This is a genomic window from Coleofasciculus sp. B1-GNL1-01 (assembly GCF_040220235.1).
Taxonomy (GTDB): domain Bacteria; phylum Cyanobacteriota; class Cyanobacteriia; order Cyanobacteriales; family Coleofasciculaceae; genus Coleofasciculus.
The window spans coordinates 109,802-135,332 of the sequence record NZ_JAVJTO010000051.1 but is presented as its reverse complement, the minus strand read 5'-3'; the positions used below and the strand labels follow the sequence as shown (position 1 = coordinate 135,332).

Here is a 25,531-nt window from a genome sequence, read left to right as displayed (position 1 = left end):
ATTGATTCCCCAACCTTGTGCTAACGGCTCAACAGGTGCTAAACGGCAATGTCATCTAACAACTTAGACCACTACTACAGAATACTGGGACTAGAACCCGGAGCTTCCCTAGAAGACGTGAACCAAGCCTATAAAGACTTGGCATTTATTTGGCACCCGGATCGCGTCCCCGAGGACAATCAGCGCTTGCGCCAGAAAGCTGAAGCCAAACTCAAGGAAATTAACCAAGCGCGAGACGAACTGCGATCGCAAAAACCCAAAACCCCCAAACCCCCATCCTCACCGCCGCGCAAATCGGCGTCTAATACTTATTATTACCGTGCTAAATCGCCCCGACGAGAACCCACTCAATCACGGCGTTACTACCAATCCAGAGAACCGAAGCAACCGCCCTCCTCATCCAGGAACTACTACCAACCCAGAGAACCGAAGCAACCGCCCTCCTCATCTAGGAACTACTACCAACCCAGAGAACCGAAGCAACCGCCCTCCTCATCCAGGAACTACTACCAACCCAGAACGCGATCGCAATCCCAGCGCCCGCGATCGCAGCCTGATCTCAGTGGTAGTAATTTTCAGGGGGTTGATCTGAAAGAAAAAGACTTATCTGGACGTAATCTTAGTAATGCCAATCTCAGTCAAGCTAACCTGACGGACGCATTTTTACATAATGTGAATCTCACAGGTGCGAATTTAGAAGGAGCAAATTTGTTTCGCGCTAACTTATTTCAAGCCTGTTTAGTTCAGGCAAATTTACGGGATGCGAATTTAATTGGTGCGGATTTGAGTGGTGCGGATTTAAGTGGTGCAGATTTACGCGGCGCTAAAGTGGGGACAGGCGACCGATTGTTAGTAAAATTAACAGGGGCTATTTTATCAGGCGCTATTTTACCCGATGGCAGAATTCATGAGTAATCAGACTGAAGAAAATTTGTTTGAGTTCGTCAGCATAAGTTGTGAGGATAATCATTGATTTTCTCCCAAAGTCAACACTCCTGAAGCCATATCCACTAATAACTGCCGATTTCTTAACCACTTACGACCCAGCAAAATATCCGTAACTCCGATAGCTGCATGAACAGGAATATCAAACTCTTGTTTGTCTATGCGAACTTTCCCTAAATAGATGTCAAACTTATCAAAGCTGCGTGCTGTCTGCATTGACTGGTTTGTAACATAAAGCCAACCTAGCTCATCTACATCCTGCTTATCAATTGCCAGCCACTCGGAAAAGCCTGTGTCTAAAATAGCATCGATCTCGAATTCTAATCCTTCAGCCGCAATGATCTCGATTTGAAAAATCAACTCCTCATTATCTCCAAATTTCCCCTCAATCATATTGTGCCGAATACTCCAGTTTTATTCACCTTAAACATAAAGGTTTGGGTGTGAGGATAAGTTTGAAGCACCTTTTGCAGGAGTGTAATCTCATTGAAGTCTATAATATAGGTTTCACTATTTGGCTCAATCACGACATACCCATTGTTATACTTACTAAATAGTTCCGGCTTTAATCGGTCAAAAATTAATTGACAACGCTGATACAATTCTTCCTTTTCCGATTTCCAATGGGCTATTTTTTCCGGAGACCATTGAATCTCAGAAAATACTCTGCCTCGACGATGTACTGTAGGATTGGATTTTGATTGAGCCATTCTTGTTTCTCCTGCTTCTAATACTGGATAATTCCATCTCAATTTTACCTCTAAATTGCTAAATTGACTCCACTGTACGGGTGTATCTCGATCCGTTATCTTGGAAAGAAATACATCCGGCGCTTGTCGAGGCGGGTTGACACACCTACCGAGAATGTTGCTGACTTCAGCGTTTGTAGTCAGTGTCTGACTTTAAGGCGAAGACAGCGCCACGACGAACTCCTCCAGAATCTGCCCAGATAGGTTAACCTGTATGCTAGAAGACGGTTCCCGGTACCCACACCTTGAACAGTTAACAATCCTCTGACTGTCAATGTTCGGGTTTTGTCAATCCTTTATCAGGAATGAGTATGAAGTTATCTGAATAGTTTAATTTAGAATGATATATTGGACGTATTTTCAGCCGCCTTTTCCGGCGTATCTATCGGGAGAACGATTTCCAATTGTAGAGACAGAATCCTATCATGGAAAAAGTATTGGCGACGAAACTTTATAATTTTACTGGGCGAAGCATTGGCGGCGAAAATTGAGCGGTAGAACTGAAAAATAGGGGTGCGAAGGTTTCGCCCCTACGAATGTATGAATGTACAAATGTATGACTGTATGACTTTTACAAACCAGGGTTTACTATGACTAAGGCATCATCACCAACATCTAGACGTACTAACCGACGCGGGGAAACCGATTGGCGACTTTTCCGGAGATTGGTTCCTTACGCGCTGACTAAAAAGCGCCTACTGATTACAGCGATTATTTTACTCGTTCCCGTATCCATTCTAGGCGCTATTCAACCCTTAATTATTGGGCAAGCGGTTTCCTTGATTCGTCAAGAAGAAACCTGGTGGTTTCTGGATAATCGTTCTTTATCAGAAGGCATTAATATTCTGGCAACTCTGTTGTTACTGAGTATCATTATCCGATTATCCTGTAGCATTTTTCAGAAATTCCTGGAAGAAAACTTAGGTCAGCAAATTACCGCCGGGATTCGCAATGATTTGTTCGACCATATTACCTCCCTGGCGGTGCGATTTTTTGACCGAACCCCGGTGGGAAAACTGATTACCCGGATCACCAGCGATGTAGAAGCATTAGGATTAGTCTTTTCCAGTGGTGCCATTGGCATTCTCAATGATATTTTCACAATGCTGGTTATTGCCATTTTTATGTTTTCCCTACAATGGCAATTGGCGTTAATTCTGATCTTAATGCTATTTCCAGTTACCGGACTGATCATCTACTTTCAGCGACAATATCGAAAAGCGAATTATATAGCCAGAGAAGAACTCTCCACACTCAACTCAATGCTGCAAGAAAATATCGCTGGAATTAATATTGTTCAACTATTTCGCCGGGAACAAGTGAATGCTGAAATGTTTCGGGAGGTGAACCAGCGCTATGTGGCGGAAGTCGATAAAACCATCTTTCACGATTCTGCTGTATCCGCCACATTAGAGTGGATTTCTTTAGTGGCGATCGCGGCTGTATTATGGTTAGGTGGTTGGTTAATTCTGCAAGATAATCTCAGTTTTGGGGTCTTATCTGCCTTTATTCTCTACGCCCAGCGTTTGTTTAATCCGCTGCGTCAGTTTGCTGACAAGTTTACCATGTTCCAAGCTGGATTCACGGCACTTGAACGGGTGAGTGATATTATGCATGAGCCGATTGAAATTCGTGATCCAGAGTTATCCCAGGCGGCGTTAGTTTCAGAACAATCGAGAACCAATGGTAAGGGAGAAATAACAGCGCATAGAGGTGAAATTCGCTTTGAAGATGTCTGGTTTGCCTATAAAGAAGATGACTATGTTCTCAAGGACTTAGATTTTACCATTCGCCCTGGAGAAAAAGTGGCGTTAGTGGGTCCCACAGGTGCGGGAAAGAGTTCGATTATTCGCTTGTTGTGTCGCCTCTATGAACCCACAAAGGGACGAATCTTAGTGGATGGAATTGATATTCGAGATTTGCCACAAGCTGAATTACGGCGTCAGATGGCGGTTATTCTGCAAGAGGGATTTTTGTTTGCTGGGGATGTTAAAAGTAATATTACCTTGGGCGAAGACTACTCGATTGAACAAGTGAAAGCGGCGGCGGAATCCACAAATGTTGATCAATTTATTGAACAACTTCCTCAAGGCTATGATACCCAACTCCGGGAGAGGGGAACCAACCTTTCTGGGGGTCAAAAGCAGTTATTGGCATTTGCCCGGGCGGCGATTCGTGATCCGCAAATTTTGGTGTTAGATGAAGCGACGGCGAGTTTAGATGTGGGAACCGAAGCGTTAATTCAACAAGCCCTTGATCATTTATTGGAAAAACGCACGGCAATTATTATCGCCCACCGTCTTTCAACCATTCGCAATGTAAACCGAATTTTGGTGCTTAAACGGGGTGAGTTGGTAGAATCTGGTTCTCATGAACACCTGTTGCAACAGAATGGTTTGTATGCGGCTTTATATAAGTTGCAGATGTTGGGAAGTTAGGAGATTCGTCATTTGTCATTTGTCATTTGTCTCAAATCGAAACGACAAGAGGGCGGGTTTTGTTGATAAGTTATCGGTATACCCATCAATTAAACGGCTAAACCTGCCCCTACAATAAGGTATAACTTTTACCTCCTGCCTTCTACCAGTTTCTTCTTCTTGCTCATATTGACAAAGATGAATAAGTATGTATAAAACGCTAAAAAGAATCGGTGCGATCGCGTCGATTACCTTCCTCACCATCGCCCTCGGATGTTCTCCGTCAGAAGAAAATCCTGAGACGATTGAAAGCCGCGATCGCACGTCTGAGGAAACGACTGAATCTCCTGCAACCAAGCCCATTTCAGCACCAACCCATTCGGTAGGTGAAGTCATTTCCATCAGTCAAAACAATCTCAATCTCCAATTTACCGTTAACAGCACTAGGGTGCATCCCGGAAAAGGTGTGATTCAACCCAATAAAGGAAATCAGTGGGTGGTAGTCGATACAACAATTGTTAATCAAGGACAACAATCACAAACCTTTTCCGTCGTTTCCTTTGAAATCATTGATAGCAACAATAACACCTACGAAGTGGCGCTTTTAGCCAGTGCATTAGATGATATTGAAACACCGACAGGTGAAATTAGTCCCGGCGATCAACGAGAGGGACAGCTTGTGTTTGAAGTTCCTGAAGATACGACTAATTTGAAACTGTTATTTCAGCCGAATCCGATTGAGTGTGAAGAAAAATCAACAGCAGCCAAAGGATTAGATTGTCAACCCATTGTTGTTAAACTATAACCAATCACCCATCACCCATCAACCCTATGGAAACCGCCAATCCGATATTCCGTCATCAAATCTCCGCTGATGTAATTGCCTTAGACAAACAGGGACGAGTTATTCTAGTTGCTGATGTCAGAGGTAGCCGTGTGGTTAAGCTTACCCTCTCTCAATTTACCTCCTACCTAAAAGCCACACAAACCGTGGTTCCATTCGCGATGCTAGTTGACCCCGAAACGATTCAAATTGTTCAATGGGATGGCGTCAATTGGTCTGAGGCTATCTGTTCCCTAAAAACAACAAATATAGTAAACTACTATGATCCAAGCTGTGACAATCAAACCATTGATGGAGATTATCTAGAAGCATTAATTGAGTCTTGGCTGCGAGACTTAGCCTATCACTGGAAGTCCGTCACACCGCCAGCAACTAAGGAGTTAGCGGCTATTGGTTTGTTGCAGCAGCTAGAAGATGGAAGCACCAAAAGTGACGTGGAGATTGCGGGTGATACTTTACTTGGAGACTAATTTTTTGATGAGTATTTGTACTGGGCGTGATCCGCAAGCCAATACTCTGTTAGAGAGTACCTTACCATCGGTACAATTCGCCCTGCCAAGTATTTGCGTGATGGAAGCATTATCAGCCTTGGAAAATGAGCTAAAGTATCGCAGACGTTTTGAAAATGAGTTAAATTTACAAATTAGTCAAGTACGGCGAGATCAAACATTATTTTAGTAGCACTCAAGTCTTACTTAATTGGCTACAGTCCCAGCAATCTGAATAAGCAACAGAAATGATCGTTCGTAGTTGCGCTTTAGCGCCATCAACGCTTGCATCACACCCTTTAAATCAATTACAAAGTTGATTAACTAAATCACCCCATCCTGATAAGTCCAATTTTTGCACAACTCAGCGTTTCTTTATGTTAATTTAATCAATGGCGAATCAAGTAGAGACTTGGGACGAAGTAAGATATAATAAATTCAACCATCATCCCGTTATCAACAAATAGAGCAATCATGTGCATTCCCTAGAAATCAAGGCTCAACTCAAATCCCTAATGAAAGAGGCATCATCAATAGAACCCTGTTTAGCAAAACGGTTAGATGAGATCAACCGCTGGGTGAAAGACATAAAACCAGGTTCACTTACTGCCAAAAAATTTGTCATGGCGTTTTTGTTAGAGGTGATTCGAGATGCTGACGTTTGGCTTAAGCTTAAAGGCTTATCCTCTCCAGAATTGCAGAAGTCTGCCTTTGAGCAAATGACACCCACGGAACAATATTGGTATGGTTATCTTTTTCCCCAATGGCTAAATAGCAGTGATCCAAAGTTTTACATTTGGAAACAAAAGTTGATGTCAAGTGAGTTCAGTCCAGCAGACGATGATATTCTTAAATCTATAGTTCAAACTATAGAGAGTCGAGGGGGTACAGTTTGGCGATGCTATATCGCCGATTTTTCTATGGCAACCGATTTGATTGTTAGTTATCGTCAAAGAAAACCACTTTGCCTTCAGGTGACTAGCGTGAGTAATAACTATTCTCAAAAAAAATATGAAAATTGGCAAAATACGCTACAAATGTGGGTAATCGATAGAGGGCTTTTCCTAAGTTATAACCCTGGAAAACCCGATTTTTTGGAGCAGTTAGTAACAATAACACTTCATAACAGTGACTTTCTTCCCCTGGGACGTTATCTCCAATTTCCCTAACGGGGCAAATTGGTTCTGACGACCGAATTTTTTTAGCACAAACGGAATTTCCTATCTAACTTATGGTCACCAAACAACAAAATTACAGTCATGATGACTTAGGCGCTTTTTCTGAAGCGCTGGAAAAATCCCGGAAAATGCAGCAGGATTGGCTGACTCATGGACTTGATTTTGTGAATTTATATATTGAGGATATCGAGGGAGATTGGTTAGACAGATGGGATGATGATGAAACAACGATAGAGAGTTCTGTCACCTTAACATCAGATCAGACATTTATTGATACCTCAATTGTCGAATTTATCGGTGCTTTTTTGGCGAGTGATTATCCCGCCGCAGTTTGGGCGCGAGACAGTGATCATCCCTTAGCGATGCGAGTGCAGCAGCAAATGGAAACTGAGGGATTAGCTCAAATTATTGCCCAGTTGGAAGAGTGTTTGAGTATTGCTGATGAATCGGATAGGCTGCATGAAGCGATCGCGATTTTGGCAGGTGGGGTTGCGGTTGGAGAGATGACCCGCGATTCGGGTGATGAAGAGGATGAGTTTAAGTTATTTGATTTAGCTGAAAGTTTGTTGGAGAAATTAGCAGAACTTAAGGAAAGAGAATGGAGGATTATGGAAAATTGAGGTGAATAAGTAAGGGCGCACGTCGGGAAAAGGGCGCACGTCGGGAAAAGGGCGCACGTCGGGAAAAGGGCGCACGTCGGTGCGCCCCTACGAATATTAAGGAGGATAGTGTGCTCAACGCCTAACGGCATCAAAGGTAATAGCACTCAGGAAACTGATTCAAGTACCACTGGACAACGGTGCTCAACGCCTAACGGCATCAAAGGTAATAGCACATTAAGTTGCTGGCTGCTTTCTTCATGCTGATTGATGTGCTCAACGCCTAACGGCATCAAAGGTAATAGCACAATTAAAGCGAGGATACTTACAAAAGTACTTATCGTGCTCAACGCCTAACGGCATCAAAGGTAATAGCACCTTAGACAAAAATGCTATAAATCAGCCAAAATATCCTGTGCTCAACGCCTAACGGCATCAAAGGTAATAGCACCGCGATCGCGCGAACCCTTAAATCATAATGGCTGCCAATCGGTTTTGCAAGCATCTCCCTAATCCAACTCTCCTCACGCCAAAATTGACTCAAATTTGGCTAATTTTGCCAAAACCCAAAACGCTATAACCCTTACCCTGAGAGGAATTCCAGCATTTTGCAAGCATCTCCCCCACCCTTGAACTAGCCGCAAACCCAAGCCCTGTCTGGATTTGCACCCTATTCCCCAGCCTTCAAACCCTCAACAGACACAGATGCTTGCAAATTACTCCACCCGAATCTCTATCCACGCATTATCCGGCGGTTGACACCATTCACGGGGAGGAAGTAACTGAAATCGTTGCCAACGGGTTCCTTTTGAACCAACGTGATCCACCCAATAGGGTAATGTTAACAAACCATCCTCCTGCTGCACTAACCAGCGTAGGGATTCACCCCGATAGTCTTCCGGTAACAAATTAATCGCATTGACTAAATCCCGACTTTCACCCAAACTTAACCCACCAAATCGATCCACCGTTTCTGGATTCGCGATCGCCTCGGTTAATCGTTGGCATAATGTTGGTTGGGCGTTGTCGTTTCCAGAGGCTACCCAGACGATAAACTGAATATCACTGAGTAACTCTTGATAATCAGGACGGGCATTCGTGGGATCAAAGATTTGCTTCTTTTTGAATCGGCGAAAGGTGCGGAGGATGGTGGATTTTTCCGGCTCATTTAATAGTGCGATCGCTAACTTAGTCCCACAATACCGATATCGATCCATTTCTCCCACCATGGATAAAAGCATACCATAAACCGTAGCTGGAGGCGGAACCGGATAAGTTTGGGCATATTCCCTGGCGCGGGAGACACGGAAACAGGCGATGGGAACCTCAACTTTGAGGGCGGTAATCATGATACTCCCTCCAATTGCGGTAACTGTAAATCATCAGCAATCCGTTGTTTTAGCGTCGAAAGTGCTACTTTTGTCCCCGCTAGCACATTAGCACCTAATTCCTCCAAGCGATCGCCCTCTGGGGTTTTGGCAATTGCACCGGCTACCCAAAGTTCCGTTGCTTCAATGTCTCCCACTTCCACACGATGGATTAAACTGGGCAAAGATATCTCCCCATCTTCATTTTCCTGGAAACAATAGAGAATCCGAGGCGAGAAATCCTGTGTCCACCGCAAGACTAAACTTTCTGGCGAAAAATCATAGAGAAAACGGGCGTGGTTTCCGGCGACTTCTCCTAGGGATACTAACCCGTCTAACACTGGAATGATCCGAGATGTCTCTTTCAATCGATTAGGGGTTAAAGCGAACCCATATTGATAGCGCGTGGCGTGAACTTCTGTGCCATAAAGAGAGGTTCTCCCCTTTTGTCCACTGGCGGAATTAAAGGTAATATCTCCCGCATAAGGAATCGTGGAAACAGCGCGAGTGACTTCTAAGACTCCCCGCCTTGCTAAATTAGTCCCTTTGGCTTTCTTCCCTTTCCCTTTTTTCTCTTCGTCACTAAATTCTTGTTTCGCCCCTTCCGCTTTCATGTAACCGAGGACATCATCATCAATGTAGGTGGTTTCATCAAAACTCCCCTGTAAAACATTATCATTTTTCTGATCATCCCAACAGCGATTTACCGCATAGTCACCCCCAGCAGTTTGCCAATAGTATCGTAGCGCCCAGCGGATGGCTTCAGCGGATACGGTGGTGTGAACCTCTCCTTTCCAGAGGAGTTTTTGCAGGGTGGTAATATTGCCTTCATTTTCGCCACGGTTATTGGCGGCGGTGCCGTAGCTAGTTAAGATATTGCCAAATAAATGAAAGGTCATGATTTGTTCTCCAAATGGTTGATAATTGATTACTTTGGGGTTGAGATCTGGGCTGTAGGGGCGGGTTTAGGGACTTAATTAAGGGGGTGACTGATAACTGAACAACGAAACCCGCCCTGATTCAATTGATGATTAAAACCCAAAATTATTCGGATTCGGATAAAGATGGTGGCACCAATGCTTCGCCCCTACACGCCCTGACAACATTTACTATTAAAAATCAAATTCCTCCTCTTGACTCTGACTACTGCGCTGATAACTGGCTAAGGCTAATAACGCTAAATCTCGTCCTTTTTTCCAATCCTTTGCCCCCAGAATCAAATCCATAAACTCTTCCCAATTTTCCTCCAGGGTGGGCATAAATTGCGCCCTCGACAAGTAATCGGTAATAAACTCCCGAAACGCCACAGCGGTTTTACACCGTGCTAATCCGGTGCGAAATTTGGTATCCTCCCGTTCATAATTCGGCTCTTCCTTCTTCTCTTTTGCTCGTTTATAAAGTTGTTTATGGTTATAGGCGATCGCTTCATGACAAGCCTTGACAAATAGCTTCTCACTTTCTCGATCCCATTCCACTTCTTGAACCATCTGATTTAGTCCTCCGCGTTCATAGGTCAATTTTTGAAATAACTCGTTACTTGTGGCATTATCTGCCAAACCTGCATACCAATGTTTACCCCTGGCTAAGTTTTCTGCAATTAACTCCCTGGCAAAACTACAGGAAATAAACAACCCTTCTTTCCCCGCCACATCACGGGTACTTAAATAATTATCGCAAACCTGATAATTCCGCTCAATTCGTTCATTTGCCTCCACTAAATACAAATCCGTGCGCGTTTTTTGTTGACTTGCCCAAGGAACTGTTCCTAATGTAATCACCTGACAGCGTTGTAAGGGACGTTCTGCCAAAATATCCTTAGTAATATAAGTCAAAAATTTTAACCCCGCATCCCCTAACCCAGAGGCAAAAAAGTCCTTGTATCCCTCCTCGCGCCATTTCCGATGACGCCGCCAATTGGCATAAGCGGCTAAGTCGGTAATTTCGGGAATTACTAAAGCATATTCTGCCCGTTTATCCCGTAATTTAGACCGAATCGAATAGTAACAACAGGCTACGGCGGCAAATAATAAAACGAATACGGCGTCTGGTGGTTCTTCAAAGCTGGTACTGGAACTAAAGGCAATATGTCGTACTACTGTCCCCGGATTTAACCATCCCGGTACTTTAATCGGTTTGGTGAGGAATTTTCCCTGCTTGTCACACAGTATTTTTGCCTGTTGATAGATGTATCCAGAGAGATGTTTATATCGCGCCACTAATTCGGGTTTACCTTCTTCAATCACAAAGGATTTAGAGACAAGTCCTGTAGATGTATGGGTTTTATTATGTTGTAAAAATGTTCCCAGGATACCTTGGTGCAGGATTAACTGAGATTGAATGTCCATTGTCTTCGAGACTAATCCTCTTAAAGATATCCGTCCATCGTCTAATTGAAAGGATTCGTTTAATAGCCAATTTAAGACTTGAAAATCCTCTCCCTCCCACTGTAAACTCACCTGACGCTGTGTTAGTTCCCAGGTAATATAACCCGGGCGATCGCGAATATTTGTTTCGGCTTCAAGTTGCTTTAAACTCATCCATAACCCAGCTAATCCGGCGCGATGGAGTAAAGTAAAGTGAGGATTATTTAATTTTAAAGTTAATTGGGTTGACATAAACGTTTAATCGACCTATTAGTTATGAATTTACCTTTGATTAATCCGGATTGTCGGGGCGGGTTTAGGGACAATTGTCGGGGCGGGTTTAGGGAATCAATTGTCGGGGCGGGTTTAGGGAATCTGTAGGGGCGGGTTTAGGGACTAAATTCAGATATTCACCGATAAATGAACAACAAAACCCGCCCTCCTCACCGATAAATGAACAACAAAACCCGCCCTGATTCAAATTATTGGCGTTTCCTTGAGTTTTTCGGGCGCAAGGATAGCGCCCCTACAAATCATTTTGCCCCTGTTTCTGAACTGTATTCCACTTGATCAGGGGGTGCGATGGGATAATATCCATTCCGCCGCCACTTCTCAAACCCAGGGATAATCCGAATTGGAATTGTCCACCGTTGACGTTCTTTTTTAAAGGATTTATCCTGACGTTGATTGGCGGCATTTTTAATATTAACTAAATCTTCCTCTAGTAAAACCGTAATCGTATAGCCCGGTTCCCGTAGAAAATTAGGACGGGTACACCAACATCCCTCTAACCATTCCGATTGACTTGGCTGTTGTTCTGGAGTAGACATTTGGGCGACAATCGTGGCTAAATCTTGCTGGGAAATCACTTTTTCGGCTAGTTTATTAACCAACTGCTGTCCCGTTTCTAATTCGTCTTGGGAATAAGGACGTGAATCATCCCAGGGGTAAACTAAGGCTGGGGTAATTTGACCCGACGCCAGTTTTACCCGATAGTTTGCTGTAGTAATCACCCGCCGATTTAATCGCCCTAATCGCTGAATTAACGCCGATGCTGGGGCGATGGGCGTGACTAATAAATCCGCACTCAAATCTAAGGACATTTCACAAACTTGAGTGGTAATTGCTAACACCGCCCCGTCACGTTCAAAGGCGTTGATCACGGCTTTATGTTTCTCCAATCGGTCAAAATAGCGATAGCGACTGTGATAAATTAATATAGGGATTGAATCCGGAAGCTGTTTTTTTGCCTCTAGATACAGTTCCCGACAGGTGTTAACCGAATTTGTCACCCATAACACTTTATTCTGGTGTTGACGAGTTAAGGTTTCTCGCACCTTCTGCCAAGCGTTATCGGCTGATGGGATAGACTCAATCTGATATCGCGGTAAAACTTCTAAATTTTTCGGACCTTCAATAATCTGAGTCGCTTCTCCTAATTCGCCAACTACTCCTTGAATTGCCTGAATCTGTTCTGGTGTAAAACTGGCACTCATCAACAGAATGGGTGCGCCGCGAAAGGTGTCTATAAATCGCAATAAAGCCCCAAATAAGCGGTTATCATAAGCATGAACCTCATCAAACACAAAAGCCCCTTGAGCGATCGCACTCCAGGAATACAGCGATCGCCGATTATTTTGCATTAGCCCCAAAACCGTATCTACGGTGCAAACAATCAACTTTTGTCTCCAAGCGGTGAGGGCGGCTAAGCGATCCTCAATCCCTTCATCTTCATCCCCAGAAAACAAGATCTCTCGGTCTAAATCAGCGCGAGAATGCATTAAATCGGCTTCAATTTTTGTCTCATGGGCGTAATCAATAAACCCCTGAGTCGCGGTTCCCGTCGTCGGATAGCCAAAAAATAACTTGCGATCGCCTGCCCATTTTTTTGCCCACGCATACGCCCCAACGGTTTTTCCCGTACCACACCCGGCTTTAACTAAAGTAATTCGATGGGGAGTCGCGGCAATTTTCTGTTGAAACGGGCGTAATTTTTTCCCTTGCAGTCGTTGTTGGAGAACCTGATCTAAGTCGTTTTCAGATAGGGTAATCGATAAAACGTTCTCAATCCAATCCTTAATATTCTCGTCCACAACAGGTAAAGCCGAACCCGCTAAATCCGCCGCGATTACCGTAGCTTTCACCGCCGCAATAAATCTCAGTCGCCTAGTATCGTTTTCAGCGATAATCTGCTGTTCAATCTGGTCAAATTCCTGATATAATTCTTTTAATTCTCGTTCTAGTTCTTCCTTCTGCCAAACTTTTCCAGGAACGGCAGGCAAATTAGCCGGGAGTCCCAATTGCCGACCCATTTTTAACATTTGTTTAAAATCATTGTGGTCGGTATAAATAAATAAACCACTTCCGGTACCACTACGGATTGTCAAGTCCAGGTCAGAACTCATCTTCAAATGATGTCCCATCGCCGCCCAAACAGCTATCACCAGATTAGTATTGGGACATTGTTCTAACCAATGGCGAAATTCAGGAACACGCAAGGCGAGGATACCGCTTAAAACTTCATGGCGAATCATTTGTTTACCCTGATGTTTATTCCATAATTGACGCAGTTGTTTAAGCTTGTCCCGTTTTTTCGGATCTTGGGATTTTTTGGCAGTATGCAGATAAACCATCTCTTGAAAATGCTGATTTGCCTTACCCCAATCATGTAAGTACGCCCCCAATCTCACCGTATTGGTAAATAATTCCACTTCATTCTCATCCAATCCCAGTTGTTGAAAAATCCGTTTATCTAAACGCTGAAGTAATACCTCAGCCCCTCGTTTAACTAAAGCAATATGACCTATAAATCTTGCCGCATTTTGACTCCGAATTGAGTCAGAATCAGAGATAGATTTAGCCAGAAGTCGTTTAAATTTAGACATAATCAACCTAATTTTCGCGGCAGATTCAGCATCCCAAGACGAGAGAACTAACGTTTCAGTGTAATCAGTGTGACTAACCTCTCACCCCCACCCCCATCTCCCCCATAAATCTGTCAAATCAGTGGTTACAAAAACACCCCACAACCCATGTGTCGCCGCCCTCCTAATCCCCACCGTTGCAATGTCAGGGAATCCTCTTCACTAAGATGGCTAACTTCAGTGGTAAATCCAACTACCGTATCCTGCTGAATTTTTATCGCTTTGCGCTTTGGTGTTTGATCCCGATTTAGAGGAATTCGCACCTCTCCCGACACCCCCAACCGATTCAGTTGACGCTGCGCCGCCTGGAGGAAGGATTCGGGTTCGGTATAACCTTTAATCGTCACAATCCGCGATCGCACCCTTGACTTGGCGTTGAGGGGTTCAATCCTGGGAATCCCAATCTGGATGGGATGATTACCAATGTGAACTCGCTTTCCCGCGATCGCATAAACCAAGGGAATCTTGGTAATCGGTAAACGAATCAGCAGGCGCGATCTATCCGTCAGCGCAATCTTCCCTTGGCGATCGGGAATACCGGGAATCGTCAATATCTGAATTTCATTCTGCTGGTGAATCGCCGCACAAAGTTTAGATAAAGCCGAAAACAAGCCAAAGCCGTGATCAGCCGGCAGCATTTGTCCTTGAATACTAAAGCTTAAATTGACAAACAGTTCGATAGGAGACGCACCTGTTTGCCGTTCTACTATTGTCGAATTCATTGTTGAACCTAGTTGAAACCAGGTGTTTTCAGCGCCTGACGGCGATCAGAGGTGGGGATGAATGGCACTCAAATCAGTCGTAGGGTGGGTATTGCCCACCAGCCAAAATTTCAGCACCATCTGGCTTAAGATGTTCTATTCTTACTTACAGGATACATTGGTTTATACACCTCGTCAACAGTAAAAGGAAATTCAAGAAAAACGCCTGACGGCATCTGAGGGAACAAGGACAGCAAGACCCAAGTAAGAATAAATCTCACCGCCCGCTTCACAGCAACTGTCCAACTTACGGGATAGTGCTCAACGCTGCTCTGCTCAACACCTAATGGGTACTCTACTCTACTCTACTCAACGCTTACAGCATCAAAGGTAATGGCACAGCGATCACAGGAACTCTTAAATCATAATAACTGCCAATCGGTTTGGCAAGCCTTTCCCAAACCCATCCTTATAGTAGTGCGAGCATCTTGCTCGCTGCTAACATCTTGCTCGCTGCTACAGCGTTTTCAGACTCAATGTGATACACCATTTCCAAGAGTAGAAAAGCACTCTCTCCTTGTAGGAGAGAGGTTAAAACATGATCAATCAACACCTAATGGCATCCGAGGTAATCTTAAGTGTTGCATCAAACAATCCGATATCCCGCTTGAACCTCAGACCAAGCCTCAGGACGATTATAAGCGCGAAGTCCACTTACACATTGATCGGAAAGACGAATTAGCAATAAACTATCCTCCGCCTTTAATACCCTCTCCAACTCCCATCGCAACTTTTCCCGTCCCCGCAAGGTCAAAAAACAGCGGAAAATAGAGTATTGAATCCGCTCACCGTATCCCTGAAGTAACTTATACGCCTTGCGCCAGCGCTTGGGACAGCGGATATCGTAACAAATTAAGTACCAGTTTTTTTGTTCACCCATATCCCACCTCAACGCACTATTAATTGACCAAATAAACCGCCTTCACCGAACCATTCTTTTTCCAGCAAACGGACTTCAAGTTCCAACAAACGGCGATAGGTGAGAGAATAACCCGTAACAGGATGCTTCCAGGTTTCCTGTTTCCGGCGTTCATATAAACCCACGAACTTTCGTCGTCCCGTATCACTTAACCACACCTGTACTCCTCGCACGTCAAAGTCAGCTTGTACATCCCACTGACCTTTATTAATCGAAGCCATAACCACCATATCCACCAACGGAACTCGGAAAATTTCCATTAAATCCAGTGCCAATGGTGAAGCTTGAGAACGAGGTTGGTGGTAAAATCCCAATGCGGGTTCTAGTCCCACGGTGAGGATGGCATTCATCACATCCTTAATTAATAAGGCATAGCCAAAACTCAACAAAGCATTAAATCGGTCTTTGGGGGGGCGGCGATTGCGATGGTCAAAGCGTAATTCAGGCGGAACTGTGGCGGCAATTAAACAGGGTAACGCGGCAAAATAGGACGCGGCTAAATTCCCTTCCAATCCCAATAACGATTCACGAGATGGGGCAGAAGAGACATTTTTTAGTACCGCTTTCATCTGCGCGATCGCACGTTTTAGTTTAGCCGATTTTCCCTGACTGCCACGCTTTCCCCGCATCAGGAATTTGCGCTGTACTTGACCGCGACAGGTGACTAATTTTCGGGCTAATTCCAGACAAGTATCCGGCTGACTCAAGGCTTGATATTGATGGATGCGCCGCTGAATACTGCCTTGTCGGGTATCAAAACTACCGATATAACGTCCACCCCCAGAAATAAAATGCACACCAATTCCTTGAGTCACACAAAAATGCAGCGCTTGGGTGGAGATTTGGGAGAAACTATGGAGGACGAGTTGTCCCACCTGACGCACGGGAACCGTTTCCACAGGTTGACCCCGGCGGCTGAGTTTCAGTTGTTCCCCGGTACGCCCAACGGCTGTTCCGGGTTCCAAGACATGAATCACCTGGCGTTCATCATCCGGGGGAAAGAGGCGCATCGGTTGCCATTCCCGATTATGGGCGAGTCGGGCTTCTTCGGGTAAACAGACGGGGGAGAGGGAACAACGGACACACATCCTCTCGTTGTCGGTGACGGGGGGACGATGACTGGATTGTCGCAGAATTCGCGCTTGTTGGATAGCATCTCGCACCGTGGCGCGTCCGAGATCATCTAGGGGAACATGAACTAAGACGTTATCGGCGTGGTAACGAATTCGTCCTTCTGAAATTGGGATACCCAAAGCCGATTCAATCAGGTAAGCGTAGGCGAGAATTTGCAGTTTATCACTGTCCCAGGCTTGGGGTTGATTGTTCTCGTCTCGGTAACAGCGTCCGCGTTTATGTTCGTAGGGAATGGTTTGTCCATCGCGGGTGCGGAGGGCGTCCACTCGACCGCGTAATCCGAGTTCTGGGCTTTCTAGGAATAAGTCTTCCCAGTCTTCATCCTCTTGTTTTTCCAGTTCGACATGGAGTCGGCGCCCTGCAAAAACGGCGGCGTCTTGGGTGTAGAGTTCTTCGACTTCTTCTAGATAGAATAGGCGCGGACAATAAGCGAGGGCGTGGAGGGCAGACACACGAATCGTGTCTTGGGTCGAATCAAGTGTTTGCATAAAAGATACCTTTGGTTAGAGTTGAACACGCCGATTGGCATCTGAGGTAATCGCACGAGAACTATTCGCGATCGCATCTAAGGATTCTTCGTGCTCAACGCCTTACGGCATCAAAGGTAATAGCACATTTAACCGAGTGTCTTGTTGTGTGTTATTAGTCTGTGCTCAACGCCTTACGGCATCAAAGGTAATAGCACAGAGGCTCGAACAATACCTCTTTCCGAAAAGGAGGTGCTCAACGCCTTACGGCATCAAAGGTAATAGCACAGATCTCTAGGTGCTCTTTTCCCAAGAACACTGTATCGTGCTCAACGCCTTACGGCATCAAAGGTAATAGCACTTATTCTCAGTTGCTTGCTGACAGCTTAAACTAAGTGCTCAACGCCTTACGGCATCAAAGGTAATAGCACAACAGCAGGACAGCCCTTTTGACCAGGCTCGTTTACTAGTGCTCAACGCCTTACGGCATCAAAGGTAATAGCACCAGGGAAATCAAACAATCTTAAACACGGCTGAGAACGTGCTCAACGCCTTACGGCATCAAAGGTAATAGCACTACAGTCACGATGGATTTGAAAGAGAATACGGTTCAGTGCTCAACGCCTTACGGCATCAAAGGTAATAGCACTCTAAAGATAAAGTATAGTATTTACCCTCTAGGAAGGGTGCTCAACGCCTTACGGCATCAAAGGTAATAGCACAACTGGCTTGGGTAGCGCCGTAGGTCTAAATGCTCTGTGCTCAACGCCTTACGGCATCAAAGGTAATAGCACCCAAAAAATCCACGATAGGCTGAATAAAAATCTATCGTGCTCAACGCCTTACGGCATCAAAGGTAATAGCACGATACAGTGTTATCTTTGTCGAACACTAAGTTTTGTGCTCAACGCCTTACGGCATCAAAGGTAATAGCACTCACGTATCACGTCAGAAACCGTTTTTTTGCGAGCGTGCTCAACGCCTTACGGCATCAAAGGTAATAGCACCGCGATCGCTAGACCCCTTAAATCATAATGGCTGCCAATCGATTTTGCAAGCATCTCCAAAATCCAACTCTCCTCACGCCAAAATCGGGTCAAATCGGGGCAAAATTCCCAAAATCCAAAACGCTACAGCCCTTACTATACAAGGAATTCCAGCATTTTGCAAGCATCTCCCTCCTCCTTGAACTAGCCGCAAACCCAAGCCCTGTATGGATTTGCACCCCATTCCCCAGCCTTCCAAACCTGAACAGACACAGATGCTTGCATTTTCAACCAATCTCTTGCCGTCAACTGGGCGGTTGACATCACAATCATAAGGGCACGATAGTATCGTACCCCTACCCCATCAACCATCTTTTGAATTACGGTAGGGGCATGGCACTGCCACACCCTCTCATCATCAATATAGATCCTAAATCCAATCCCACAGAAATCTCTTTAATTGCCCGTTCTCAATCAATTCCAGTTCCCTCCCCTTGCAGGGGAGGGTTAGGGAGGGGTTTGTCTAGGGTAAAGACACAGCATTGCCTAACCCTCCACTTGTCGTCAATCTAACCCTAGCCAAAATCACCCTAAACCCGATAACCTTTACCCCTTAGCGATGCAAATAAATAATCTTTGCCATTTCCCGATCCAACGCCGCCCGAGTTCTGCCCACCTTAATAATATAAGAAGGAAACCGTTGCTCCAACAGAATCGGCATTCCGGGACTAATCCCCATCGCCATTAACTTCTGCAACGTCATCTCATCCTTTGTCTTCAACGCAGCAACGGTGCCGCTATTTCCTCGTTTGACTGATGCTAGTGCAATCATTTAAATCGTCACTCCTAATACATTTAACAAACTATTGACCAGATATCCCACAAAAAAGGCAAAGGGAAAAATAAATGCCACAATCGCCCAGGTTATTTTCGCCCCGCGCTCTTTCAACATGACTTGCAGTTGGGCAATACAAGGTAAAAACAGCGTCAACACAATCGCTGTCACCACCAACTGATTCCCCGTAAAAATCCCCTCTTGCTGCATATCAAACAACCCAGCTGCGCCGTAATCCCGCCGGAAGAAGCCATATAAAAAGATAGGTGCAGCTTCTCTGGGCAATCCTAATCCTAAGGCAATCGGCTCAATCCCCCGAATAATCCAGCCAAACAACCCGGTCAAACGCCCAAACCAAATAATCACTGATGCCCAAATAAATAGGGGCATAATTTCCAAGAAATACCACTTCATTCTGAGATAGGTTTTCACCAGAATGTTTTGCAGTTTGGGAAAGCGCAAGGGGGGAATTTCCATGTAAAAACTAGCTGGGTTTCCCGGAAGCATGCGGGCGCTTAAATAGCCCGTAATCATAAAAATCGCCCCAATCACTCCTCCCCAAATCAACAACGCGGCAGGTTTTTGAGCTAACAATCCCACAATTACCCCCCACTGTGCCGCACAGGGAATGGCTAAGGAGAGTAAAAATGTGGCAATCAGTCGTTCCCGTGTCGTTTCCAGGGTTCGCGTGACTAAGGTTGCCATCGTATCACATCCCAATCCCAACACAATCGGAATTACCGCCCGCCCCGATAACCCGATCGCTTTGAACAGGTTATCTAGCATTAGGGATAGTCGCGGCAGATAGCCACTGTCTTCCAGGAAGGAAAACATTAAAAAGAATGTAGCAACCACGGGTAAGACAATCGCCACCGCATAGCGAATCCCTAAGGTAATAATCCCGTAATCGTGGGCAATTAAATCCTGTAGGGGTTGCCAGGGTAAAATGACCGCTACCGTTTGGTTGACAACGGGATTAATATATGTCTCAAAGAAGGTTTCAATGGTATCCACCATCGTCCCCGCCCCGAATTCGCCGACAAATTTGTAAACCCCGTAATAGAGAATCGCCAGCAAAATCGGAAATCCTGTCCACGGATTCACCGTGAGTTGGTGCAGTCGTTCCGCTAACGGGGTTTTGCCTTGACTGGATTCGCTGAGAACCGTTTGTTCGATCACCCACGCCCGTTGCTGACGCGCCTTAGCAATGACAGAAATTAACGGTTCATCCAACTGACTCTCAGCATCGGCGATCGCGGCTTGAATTTCGGCTTCTGTCCCCTGAAGCTGAAGCTGTTGCCACAATGCCGGATCTTTTTGCAATAAGAGTAGGGCAATACTACGCCGAGATAGGGGATAATCCTGGGATAGCGACAATCGTGATAACAAAGACTCCAGTTTCGCGATCGCCCCCTCAATAGGTTCCGGATAAGCAACCTGACTTAACATAATCATCCACCTTATATTTCAAGTCTCGTAAACCAACATTCAGTGCCGCTGCCATAGTGACAACCGGAATCCCTAATTCCATCTCCAGATGATCCCGGTGAATCTGAATCCCCAGTTGTTCGGCTTCATCGATCATGTTCACGGCTAACAGCACAGGCAAACCTGCTTCAATAAGCTGAAACGTCAAGGGAAGCATCCGCCCTAAGTTTTTGGCATCGACGACATGAATCACCACGTCTACGGATTCGCGGAGTAATAAATCCCGCGACACTTTTTCCTCTTCGGTAATCGGGAGTAGGGAATACATTCCTGGCGTATCCACCACCGCAAACAGGCGATCCCCAACCGTCATCTGACCTCTGGAGACTTCCACCGTTGTACCAGGATAGTTGGAGACGGTGACATACGTACCCGTCAGGGCATTAAACAGAACACTTTTACCCACATTGGGCGTCCCCACCAACGCGACTTGGGGAATCGGTTCAGTGTTCAGGGGTGAGGGTTGCGGCGGTTTGCTCCACCACTTCCAGCCCCTCCTTCTGTTAGGCTTGCGGTGGCAGGTGTTCTGACATTTGTGACATTCCATATCGTTTTGACTCCAATGATGGAAAGCAAATTCTCCAACTTGTTAAAAGTAATTCTCATTAAGTGTAGTCAATAATGACCTAGGTTTCTGTATCAGGTCTACCTTTTAAGAAAGCTTAATATTTAAGCAGGGTAAGAGGAACCTCTCTCAGCTGAGCTCCAATAACCGGAAGTCTTTTTCCCTGTCCTGATAAAAGTTTAAACCTATTGTCTCAGTCTGACAAGATGGATAAACGTTGAAACAAATTCCCTTTACTGTACTAGGGATTAGTCGCAACGTGGTGTTGGCTAGACACGAAACAGTTAGTAATTTATCGCAATATTTTTTAATAAACGTTAAGAATCAGCCGATTTAATTAAAAATAAGGTGGGCAAGAGTCCTCCAATAAGGAAATACTCAAGTTATCCAGAGCGTGCTATTGCCCACCTCAATCTTCTTGCTGCCTGTCACCGTTACTCACTCCATCACCCCATCCCCCCTCTTTCTTTTGTTCCGGATGGGTATTTACCCCCAAATTACCCCCAAATTACCCTAGGATGACGGATTACTCGCCGTGTACCGTTGTTCTGCCAGATCCCGGATCAGAGACAAGCGATTATAGAGATAGTCATTCAAAATATGCATTTCCTCTGAGTTAAGACCTCGCTCTTGTTTGAATTGCTTGAGTATCCACTGAACCAGACTAGCATCATCGAGTTTCAGTAGCAGATTCGTTTGAGTCGTTTCAATTAAAGACCACAACTGACGCAGCATTGTGGGAGTCATACAATCTCCTTCCTTAGGTAAAGTGGCAGCAGCCGAGAAATAAAGCTGGTTTTCCAGCGCTGTGTCGCGATCTGAGCAAGAACACGACTCCTTTAAGAATTACTTAAGGATTGCTTGTTTTTTTTACCATAACTCATCTGGCTCCACCAACTCACGATTGTAGTGATGTTGATACAAGAGTTACCAAAGCCTTAACAAACTGAAAAATTACTTTGTAAAACTGACCAGCTACGTCGATTGGCTGGGCGATGCCTTCGGCGGGCTACGGGCTACGCCTACGCCCTTCTGAGGGAGGAGCAGTTGAGCGTCCTTTCGGGACATTCAACACAGAGCTATTTTCGACACTCCCTGGGTACACGGTTGACACTCCCCCGGTTGAAACACGGGGGAGCCTGCACCATCGCTTATACTGTAAATATACAGGAACGTCCAGAGGATGCGGAGAAGGATGCTCGGATGACCTTACGAGCTGGTGAGACTTGCTGTTTCTGGATCGTAGCGAAATTGATCGATTGTTCCTGCTTTGATTTTTTCAATCGCTTCTTCAATCGCTTCTAATGGCACGAGAAACCATTCTCTCGGCTGTACGGGAATGCCAAAGCGATCGCGCAATTCTACATCTAAACGAACATTGTCGAAAAACTTGTGCAGGAGTGCTTCCAGTTTCTGTGGGTTGATATTAGCCAGTTTGAAGGTAGCGACGATTTCCACCTCTGCGAGTAGGTAGGTTGGGTCTTTTTCCGCGTTAGCAATTCGCTTTTTGACATCACCGACCGTGACACCAATTTTGTGGACTAACTCATAATTCTGAACAATGAAAGGATCGTCGGATTGGCTTCTGAGCACATAGATGTAGCCCGTTGTGATATCGTCTTCGGCTTCGGTTTGGGCAAACAGGGGCAGGGAACTAAAATCAGGGTTGGTGATGCGACGACTGGTTTTGTCTTTATTCAATGCCCGTTGGAGCGATCGCAGCAATAAATTACTCTCTGTCCCGTTGTCATAAATGACTCGTAACCTGCGGTCTGGCTTACCATAATCGCTAATAAACGGTTCACCGAGATCGGCAACAATCAACTTCTGCCCATCCAGAATAAAGAAATCCCCCTGATTGACAGTGGCATCATCCCGATATTTCAGGGTTTCTCTAGCCCCAGTTTCTAACTCCTGTTGCACTTTTTTAAAGATGGGTTTGAACTGTTTAAAGTCCTGACAGGGGGTGCGTTGGGCAATTTCCTCGGCAGCTTTAATCTCCTGACGCGATTTGCCTCCGGCAACGCTACGCGATCGCACATGGGTAAGCTGGGTAATATCGTTCCCTGGTGTTGCCTCAACCCCCAGGGAGGTTAACAGAGCTTCATCATCCAGATCTGTTTCTGGAGGGAGGTTAAAATCGGTGTCAGCATTGAGGATACCCCGTGAGTCTAACGGTTCGAGGAGGGCGCGACATTCCTCCGAGTTCCGTAGACGATCTAAGCGCACGGCGTAGATGCGCTCAAAAATATCGCGGTCTTCCCCGTGTTGAGGAAGTCGCCCTTGTTCGGTGACAAAGCGTTCGATTTCCTCAAATCCAGCGATGATCCGTTCTTCTCTGGGGGTGCGCTTGACTTGGGGTGGAGGGGCGGTATCTACTCCTAATTCCGCGAGTAGGTCTATATCCTCATCAGTGGTGTGTTTAACCATTTTTTTCCTCCTTCACTTTACGTTGCAGGAAAGCTACCCCCTCAGCCATGCGTTTTTCCCAGGGGTCTGTTGCTGTGAGGGAGGGTAATCGTCCCCGTTCCTGCTTGAATCGCTTTGCTCGTTTGGCGAGTTCTCTGGCTTCATCAACCGAGAGACTGATTCGCTTGGCAGCAATCACTGCCGCGACTTGCTTGAGCCGTTCTTCGCTCATGGACTTAGCTAGGATAGCGTAGGCTTCCCCAAAGGGATTGATGCGGTCGATCAAATCCATATCCAGTTCTGTAACTGAGAGGGCGAACTGCCTTACCCCGTCGATAAGGGCGGTGTTTTTTGTCCCTTCGCCATCATTGGAATTCACATTATACGTCCCACCCTTTTCATTTACGGTTTGCTTGGCTTGTTGGACGAGGTTAAGCGCCGCGATCGCGTGTTGACGAACTGCTTCTTGATCTTCCTTTTCTAAATCGGGAAACTTCTCTGTGATAATTTTGCCCATCCGCACCTGGGTTAGTTCTTCTGGCACCAGTTCTTCGTCGAACAAACCCCGCTCAAGGCTAGGCTTGTCTTGGACAAAAGCTGTCACCAGTTCGGTTAAGTCCTCCCGACAAACCCGTTGGGCTTCCTGGCTTTTGGGTTCAGCGAGTCCTTTAATTTCTAGCTGGATTTGTCCCGTTTCTGCATTGACTCCCACATTACACCCATGGGGATCGTAGCCATTTTCTCCGTAATCAAAGCCAGGGGTGGGTTGATTGTTGGGGTTTTTCGGTTTGAACTCGAAGCGGGGAGCAAGTACCTGTTCCATCAAGAGGCTGGCAGCAATGGCTTTGAGGGTGTCGTTCACTGCCTCAGTCACGGCAGTTTCGCTGGCATCGGGTTCAGCGATGAGGTTGGTGAAACGGGCGTGGGTTTTCCCGGGGGCATCACGGGTGGCGCGACCGATGATTTGAACAATCTCGGTGAGGCTGGAACGATAACCGATGGTGAGGGCGTGTTCGCACCAAATCCAGTCGAAGCCTTCCTTTGCCATACCCAGGGCGATAATGATATCCACGCGATCGCGCTTATTTTTCTGTCTGGGGTCTTTCAGGGTAGCTGTGACTTTATCTCGCTTGCTGGGGTCGTCGTCTACGAGATCGGCAATCTTCAAGACTTTACCATCGGCGGTTTGTACCAGTTGAAACCCCGTTGCCGGGTCAGTTCCCTGCCATTCCCCTAGTTCCTCGATGATGTGTTCGACTTCGCGGATTTTATCTTTGGTACTTTCGCGGGAGTTGACGTTGGGGATGTGGATAATGGTTTTCTCTTGGGGATTGAGTACCTCCATGATGGCGTCGGTGTAGCTTCCTGCATAGAAATAGTAGCCAATATCCAGTTGTTTCAGGTATTGGTAGCCATTGAGTTGTTCGTAATAGGTGTAGGTGACAGTATCAAATCTCGCCTCGTCCTCAGGATGTAGCACCGCTTCGGCATCCCCGCGAAAATAGGAACCTGTCATGGCGACAATGTGGGTTTGGTCGCGGCTGATCAGTTGACGTATAATATCGCCCAGCTTGTTGTCTGGGTTGGCGGAAATGTGGTGAAACTCATCGACGGCAATCAGGCGGTTATCCAGGGCTTCCACCCCAAATTTATCTACGGCAAAGCGAAAGGTGGCATGGGTACAGACCAGCACTTTGGCATCACTATCAAGGAATTTCCGCACTGCATCGACCTTACCGCCATCAGTACCCGGTGCGTCGCAGAGGTTCCACTTGGGTTCAACGAACCAATCTGCCCAGAAACCAAACTGACTCAGGGGTTCATTGTGAAAACTTGCCCCGATGGACTTTTCAGGAACAACAATAATCGCTTGTTGTAATCCCTGGTTTTCGAGTTTATCCAGGGCGATGAACATCAGGGCGCGACTTTTGCCAGACGCAGGGGGGGATTTAATCAACAGGTATTGTTCCCCCCGCTTTTGGTAAGCCCGTTCCTGCATCGGGCGCATCCCTAGCTCATTGAGGCGAGTAGAAGTGCCCGCTTGGGTGTAGGTGACGGAAACGGCGGGAATGGTGTTAGGTTGGGTCATGGGC

General features: G+C 45.8%; 22 protein-coding genes, 1 pseudogene and 2 CRISPR repeat arrays. Of the genes and pseudogenes, 8 read left to right on the top strand and 15 right to left on the bottom strand.

Annotated features, from left to right (window positions below; all coding sequences use genetic code 11):
- Positions 1–48: 48 nt before the first annotated feature.
- Positions 49–915, top strand: a complete 867-nt coding sequence (locus tag RID53_RS12845; RefSeq protein ID WP_446388468.1) for a pentapeptide repeat-containing protein — start codon at positions 49–51, stop codon at positions 913–915.
- Positions 916–966: 51 nt separating this feature from the next.
- Here the strand turns inward: RID53_RS12845 and RID53_RS12840 are convergent, their stop codons facing one another.
- Together RID53_RS12840 and RID53_RS12835 are read right to left on the bottom strand one after the other, a co-directional pair.
- Positions 967–1,338, bottom strand: coding sequence for an aspartyl protease (locus RID53_RS12840; RefSeq protein ID WP_446388467.1), 372 nt, complete (start codon positions 1,336–1,338; stop codon positions 967–969).
- A complete protein-coding gene (locus tag RID53_RS12835) occupies positions 1,335–1,655 on the bottom strand; it encodes a hypothetical protein (protein WP_446358509.1) in 321 nt (106 codons plus the stop codon). Before RID53_RS12835 ends, RID53_RS12840 begins: the two co-directional genes overlap by 4 nt.
- A gap of 629 nt (positions 1,656–2,284) precedes the next feature.
- Here RID53_RS12835 and RID53_RS12830 point away from each other — a divergent pair.
- The 6 genes from RID53_RS12830 (at position 2,285) to RID53_RS12805 (ending at position 7,241) form a co-directional block, all read left to right on the top strand.
- Complete coding sequence (locus RID53_RS12830) at positions 2,285–4,132, top strand: ABC transporter ATP-binding protein (protein ID WP_446388466.1); 1,848 nt, start codon at positions 2,285–2,287, stop codon at positions 4,130–4,132.
- A gap of 187 nt (positions 4,133–4,319) precedes the next feature.
- Positions 4,320–4,916 carry a DUF4352 domain-containing protein gene (locus RID53_RS12825; protein WP_446388465.1) on the top strand — a complete coding sequence of 199 codons (597 nt, stop codon included), beginning with the start codon at positions 4,320–4,322 and terminating at the stop codon, positions 4,914–4,916.
- A gap of 26 nt (positions 4,917–4,942) precedes the next feature.
- A complete protein-coding gene (locus RID53_RS12820; protein ID WP_446388464.1) occupies positions 4,943–5,425 on the top strand; it encodes a hypothetical protein in 483 nt (160 codons plus the stop codon).
- Positions 5,426–5,432: 7 nt separating this feature from the next.
- Positions 5,433–5,633, top strand: a complete 201-nt coding sequence (locus RID53_RS12815) for a hypothetical protein (protein ID WP_446388463.1) — start codon at positions 5,433–5,435, stop codon at positions 5,631–5,633.
- A gap of 286 nt (positions 5,634–5,919) precedes the next feature.
- Complete coding sequence (locus RID53_RS12810) at positions 5,920–6,612, top strand: hypothetical protein (protein WP_446388462.1); 693 nt, start codon at positions 5,920–5,922, stop codon at positions 6,610–6,612.
- Positions 6,613–6,674: 62 nt separating this feature from the next.
- Positions 6,675–7,241: a hypothetical protein gene (locus RID53_RS12805; protein ID WP_446388461.1), complete on the top strand. Its 567-nt coding sequence runs from the start codon at positions 6,675–6,677 to the stop codon at positions 7,239–7,241.
- 110 nt (positions 7,242–7,351) lie between these two features.
- A CRISPR array of direct repeats spans positions 7,352–7,671; the repeat unit is 36 nt; unit sequence GTGCTCAACGCCTAACGGCATCAAAGGTAATAGCAC.
- A gap of 265 nt (positions 7,672–7,936) precedes the next feature.
- On the opposite strand, the gene cas5 is transcribed toward RID53_RS12805, so the two are convergent.
- The 11 genes from cas5 to RID53_RS12750 form a co-directional block, all read right to left on the bottom strand.
- Positions 7,937–8,569, bottom strand: a complete 633-nt coding sequence (cas5, locus tag RID53_RS12800) for a type I-MYXAN CRISPR-associated protein Cas5/Cmx5/DevS (RefSeq protein ID WP_446388460.1) — start codon at positions 8,567–8,569, stop codon at positions 7,937–7,939.
- Entirely contained in the window at positions 8,566–9,486 is a 921-nt protein-coding gene (cas7i, locus tag RID53_RS12795) for a type I-B CRISPR-associated protein Cas7/Cst2/DevR (RefSeq protein ID WP_446388459.1), read from the bottom strand. The genes cas5 and cas7i overlap by 4 nt, the downstream gene beginning before the upstream one ends.
- Positions 9,487–9,699: 213 nt before the next feature.
- Positions 9,700–11,202, bottom strand: coding sequence for a type I-MYXAN CRISPR-associated Cas8a1/Cmx1 (gene cas8a1, locus RID53_RS12790; protein WP_446388458.1), 1,503 nt, complete (start codon positions 11,200–11,202; stop codon positions 9,700–9,702).
- 281 nt (positions 11,203–11,483) lie between these two features.
- Entirely contained in the window at positions 11,484–13,835 is a 2,352-nt protein-coding gene (gene cas3 / locus RID53_RS12785) for a CRISPR-associated helicase Cas3' (protein WP_446388457.1), read from the bottom strand.
- 125 nt (positions 13,836–13,960) lie between these two features.
- A complete protein-coding gene (cas6, locus tag RID53_RS12780; protein WP_446388456.1) occupies positions 13,961–14,596 on the bottom strand; it encodes a type I-MYXAN CRISPR-associated protein Cas6/Cmx6 in 636 nt (211 codons plus the stop codon).
- 625 nt (positions 14,597–15,221) lie between these two features.
- The gene (gene cas2, locus RID53_RS12775; RefSeq protein ID WP_044208133.1) at positions 15,222–15,515 is read right to left on the bottom strand and encodes a CRISPR-associated endonuclease Cas2; all 294 of its coding nucleotides are present in this window, start codon (positions 15,513–15,515) and stop codon (positions 15,222–15,224) included.
- 8 nt (positions 15,516–15,523) lie between these two features.
- Entirely contained in the window at positions 15,524–17,176 is a 1,653-nt protein-coding gene (gene cas1 / locus RID53_RS12770) for a type I-MYXAN CRISPR-associated endonuclease Cas1 (protein WP_446388455.1), read from the bottom strand.
- 90 nt (positions 17,177–17,266) lie between these two features.
- A CRISPR array of direct repeats spans positions 17,267–18,162; the repeat unit is 36 nt; unit sequence GTGCTCAACGCCTTACGGCATCAAAGGTAATAGCAC.
- A 592-nt stretch (positions 18,163–18,754) separates the two neighbouring features.
- Positions 18,755–18,973 carry a FeoA family protein gene (locus RID53_RS12765; RefSeq protein WP_044208130.1) on the bottom strand — a complete coding sequence of 73 codons (219 nt, stop codon included), beginning with the start codon at positions 18,971–18,973 and terminating at the stop codon, positions 18,755–18,757.
- Positions 18,974–20,425: a nucleoside recognition domain-containing protein gene (locus tag RID53_RS12760; protein ID WP_446388454.1), complete on the bottom strand. Its 1,452-nt coding sequence runs from the start codon at positions 20,423–20,425 to the stop codon at positions 18,974–18,976.
- Positions 20,391–21,011 carry a FeoB small GTPase domain-containing protein gene (locus RID53_RS12755; RefSeq protein ID WP_446388453.1) on the bottom strand — a complete coding sequence of 207 codons (621 nt, stop codon included), beginning with the start codon at positions 21,009–21,011 and terminating at the stop codon, positions 20,391–20,393. Before RID53_RS12755 ends, RID53_RS12760 begins: the two co-directional genes overlap by 35 nt.
- A gap of 531 nt (positions 21,012–21,542) precedes the next feature.
- Positions 21,543–21,776, bottom strand: coding sequence for a hypothetical protein (locus RID53_RS12750; protein WP_446388452.1), 234 nt, complete (start codon positions 21,774–21,776; stop codon positions 21,543–21,545).
- A gap of 269 nt (positions 21,777–22,045) precedes the next feature.
- Here RID53_RS12750 and RID53_RS12745 point away from each other — a divergent pair.
- Positions 22,046–22,244: pseudogene (locus RID53_RS12745) on the top strand (hypothetical protein); the annotation flags it as partial.
- Here RID53_RS12745 and RID53_RS12740 read toward each other — a convergent pair.
- Positions 22,239–23,459, bottom strand: coding sequence for a GIY-YIG nuclease family protein (locus RID53_RS12740; protein WP_446388451.1), 1,221 nt, complete (start codon positions 23,457–23,459; stop codon positions 22,239–22,241). The pseudogene RID53_RS12745 and the gene RID53_RS12740 sit on opposite strands and share 6 nt — an antisense overlap.
- On the bottom strand, positions 23,452–25,527 hold the full coding sequence (locus RID53_RS12735; RefSeq protein WP_446388450.1) for a DEAD/DEAH box helicase: 2,076 nt from the start codon (positions 25,525–25,527) through the stop codon (positions 23,452–23,454). Before RID53_RS12735 ends, RID53_RS12740 begins: the two co-directional genes overlap by 8 nt.
- Between the last annotated feature and the right edge of the window lie 4 nt (positions 25,528–25,531).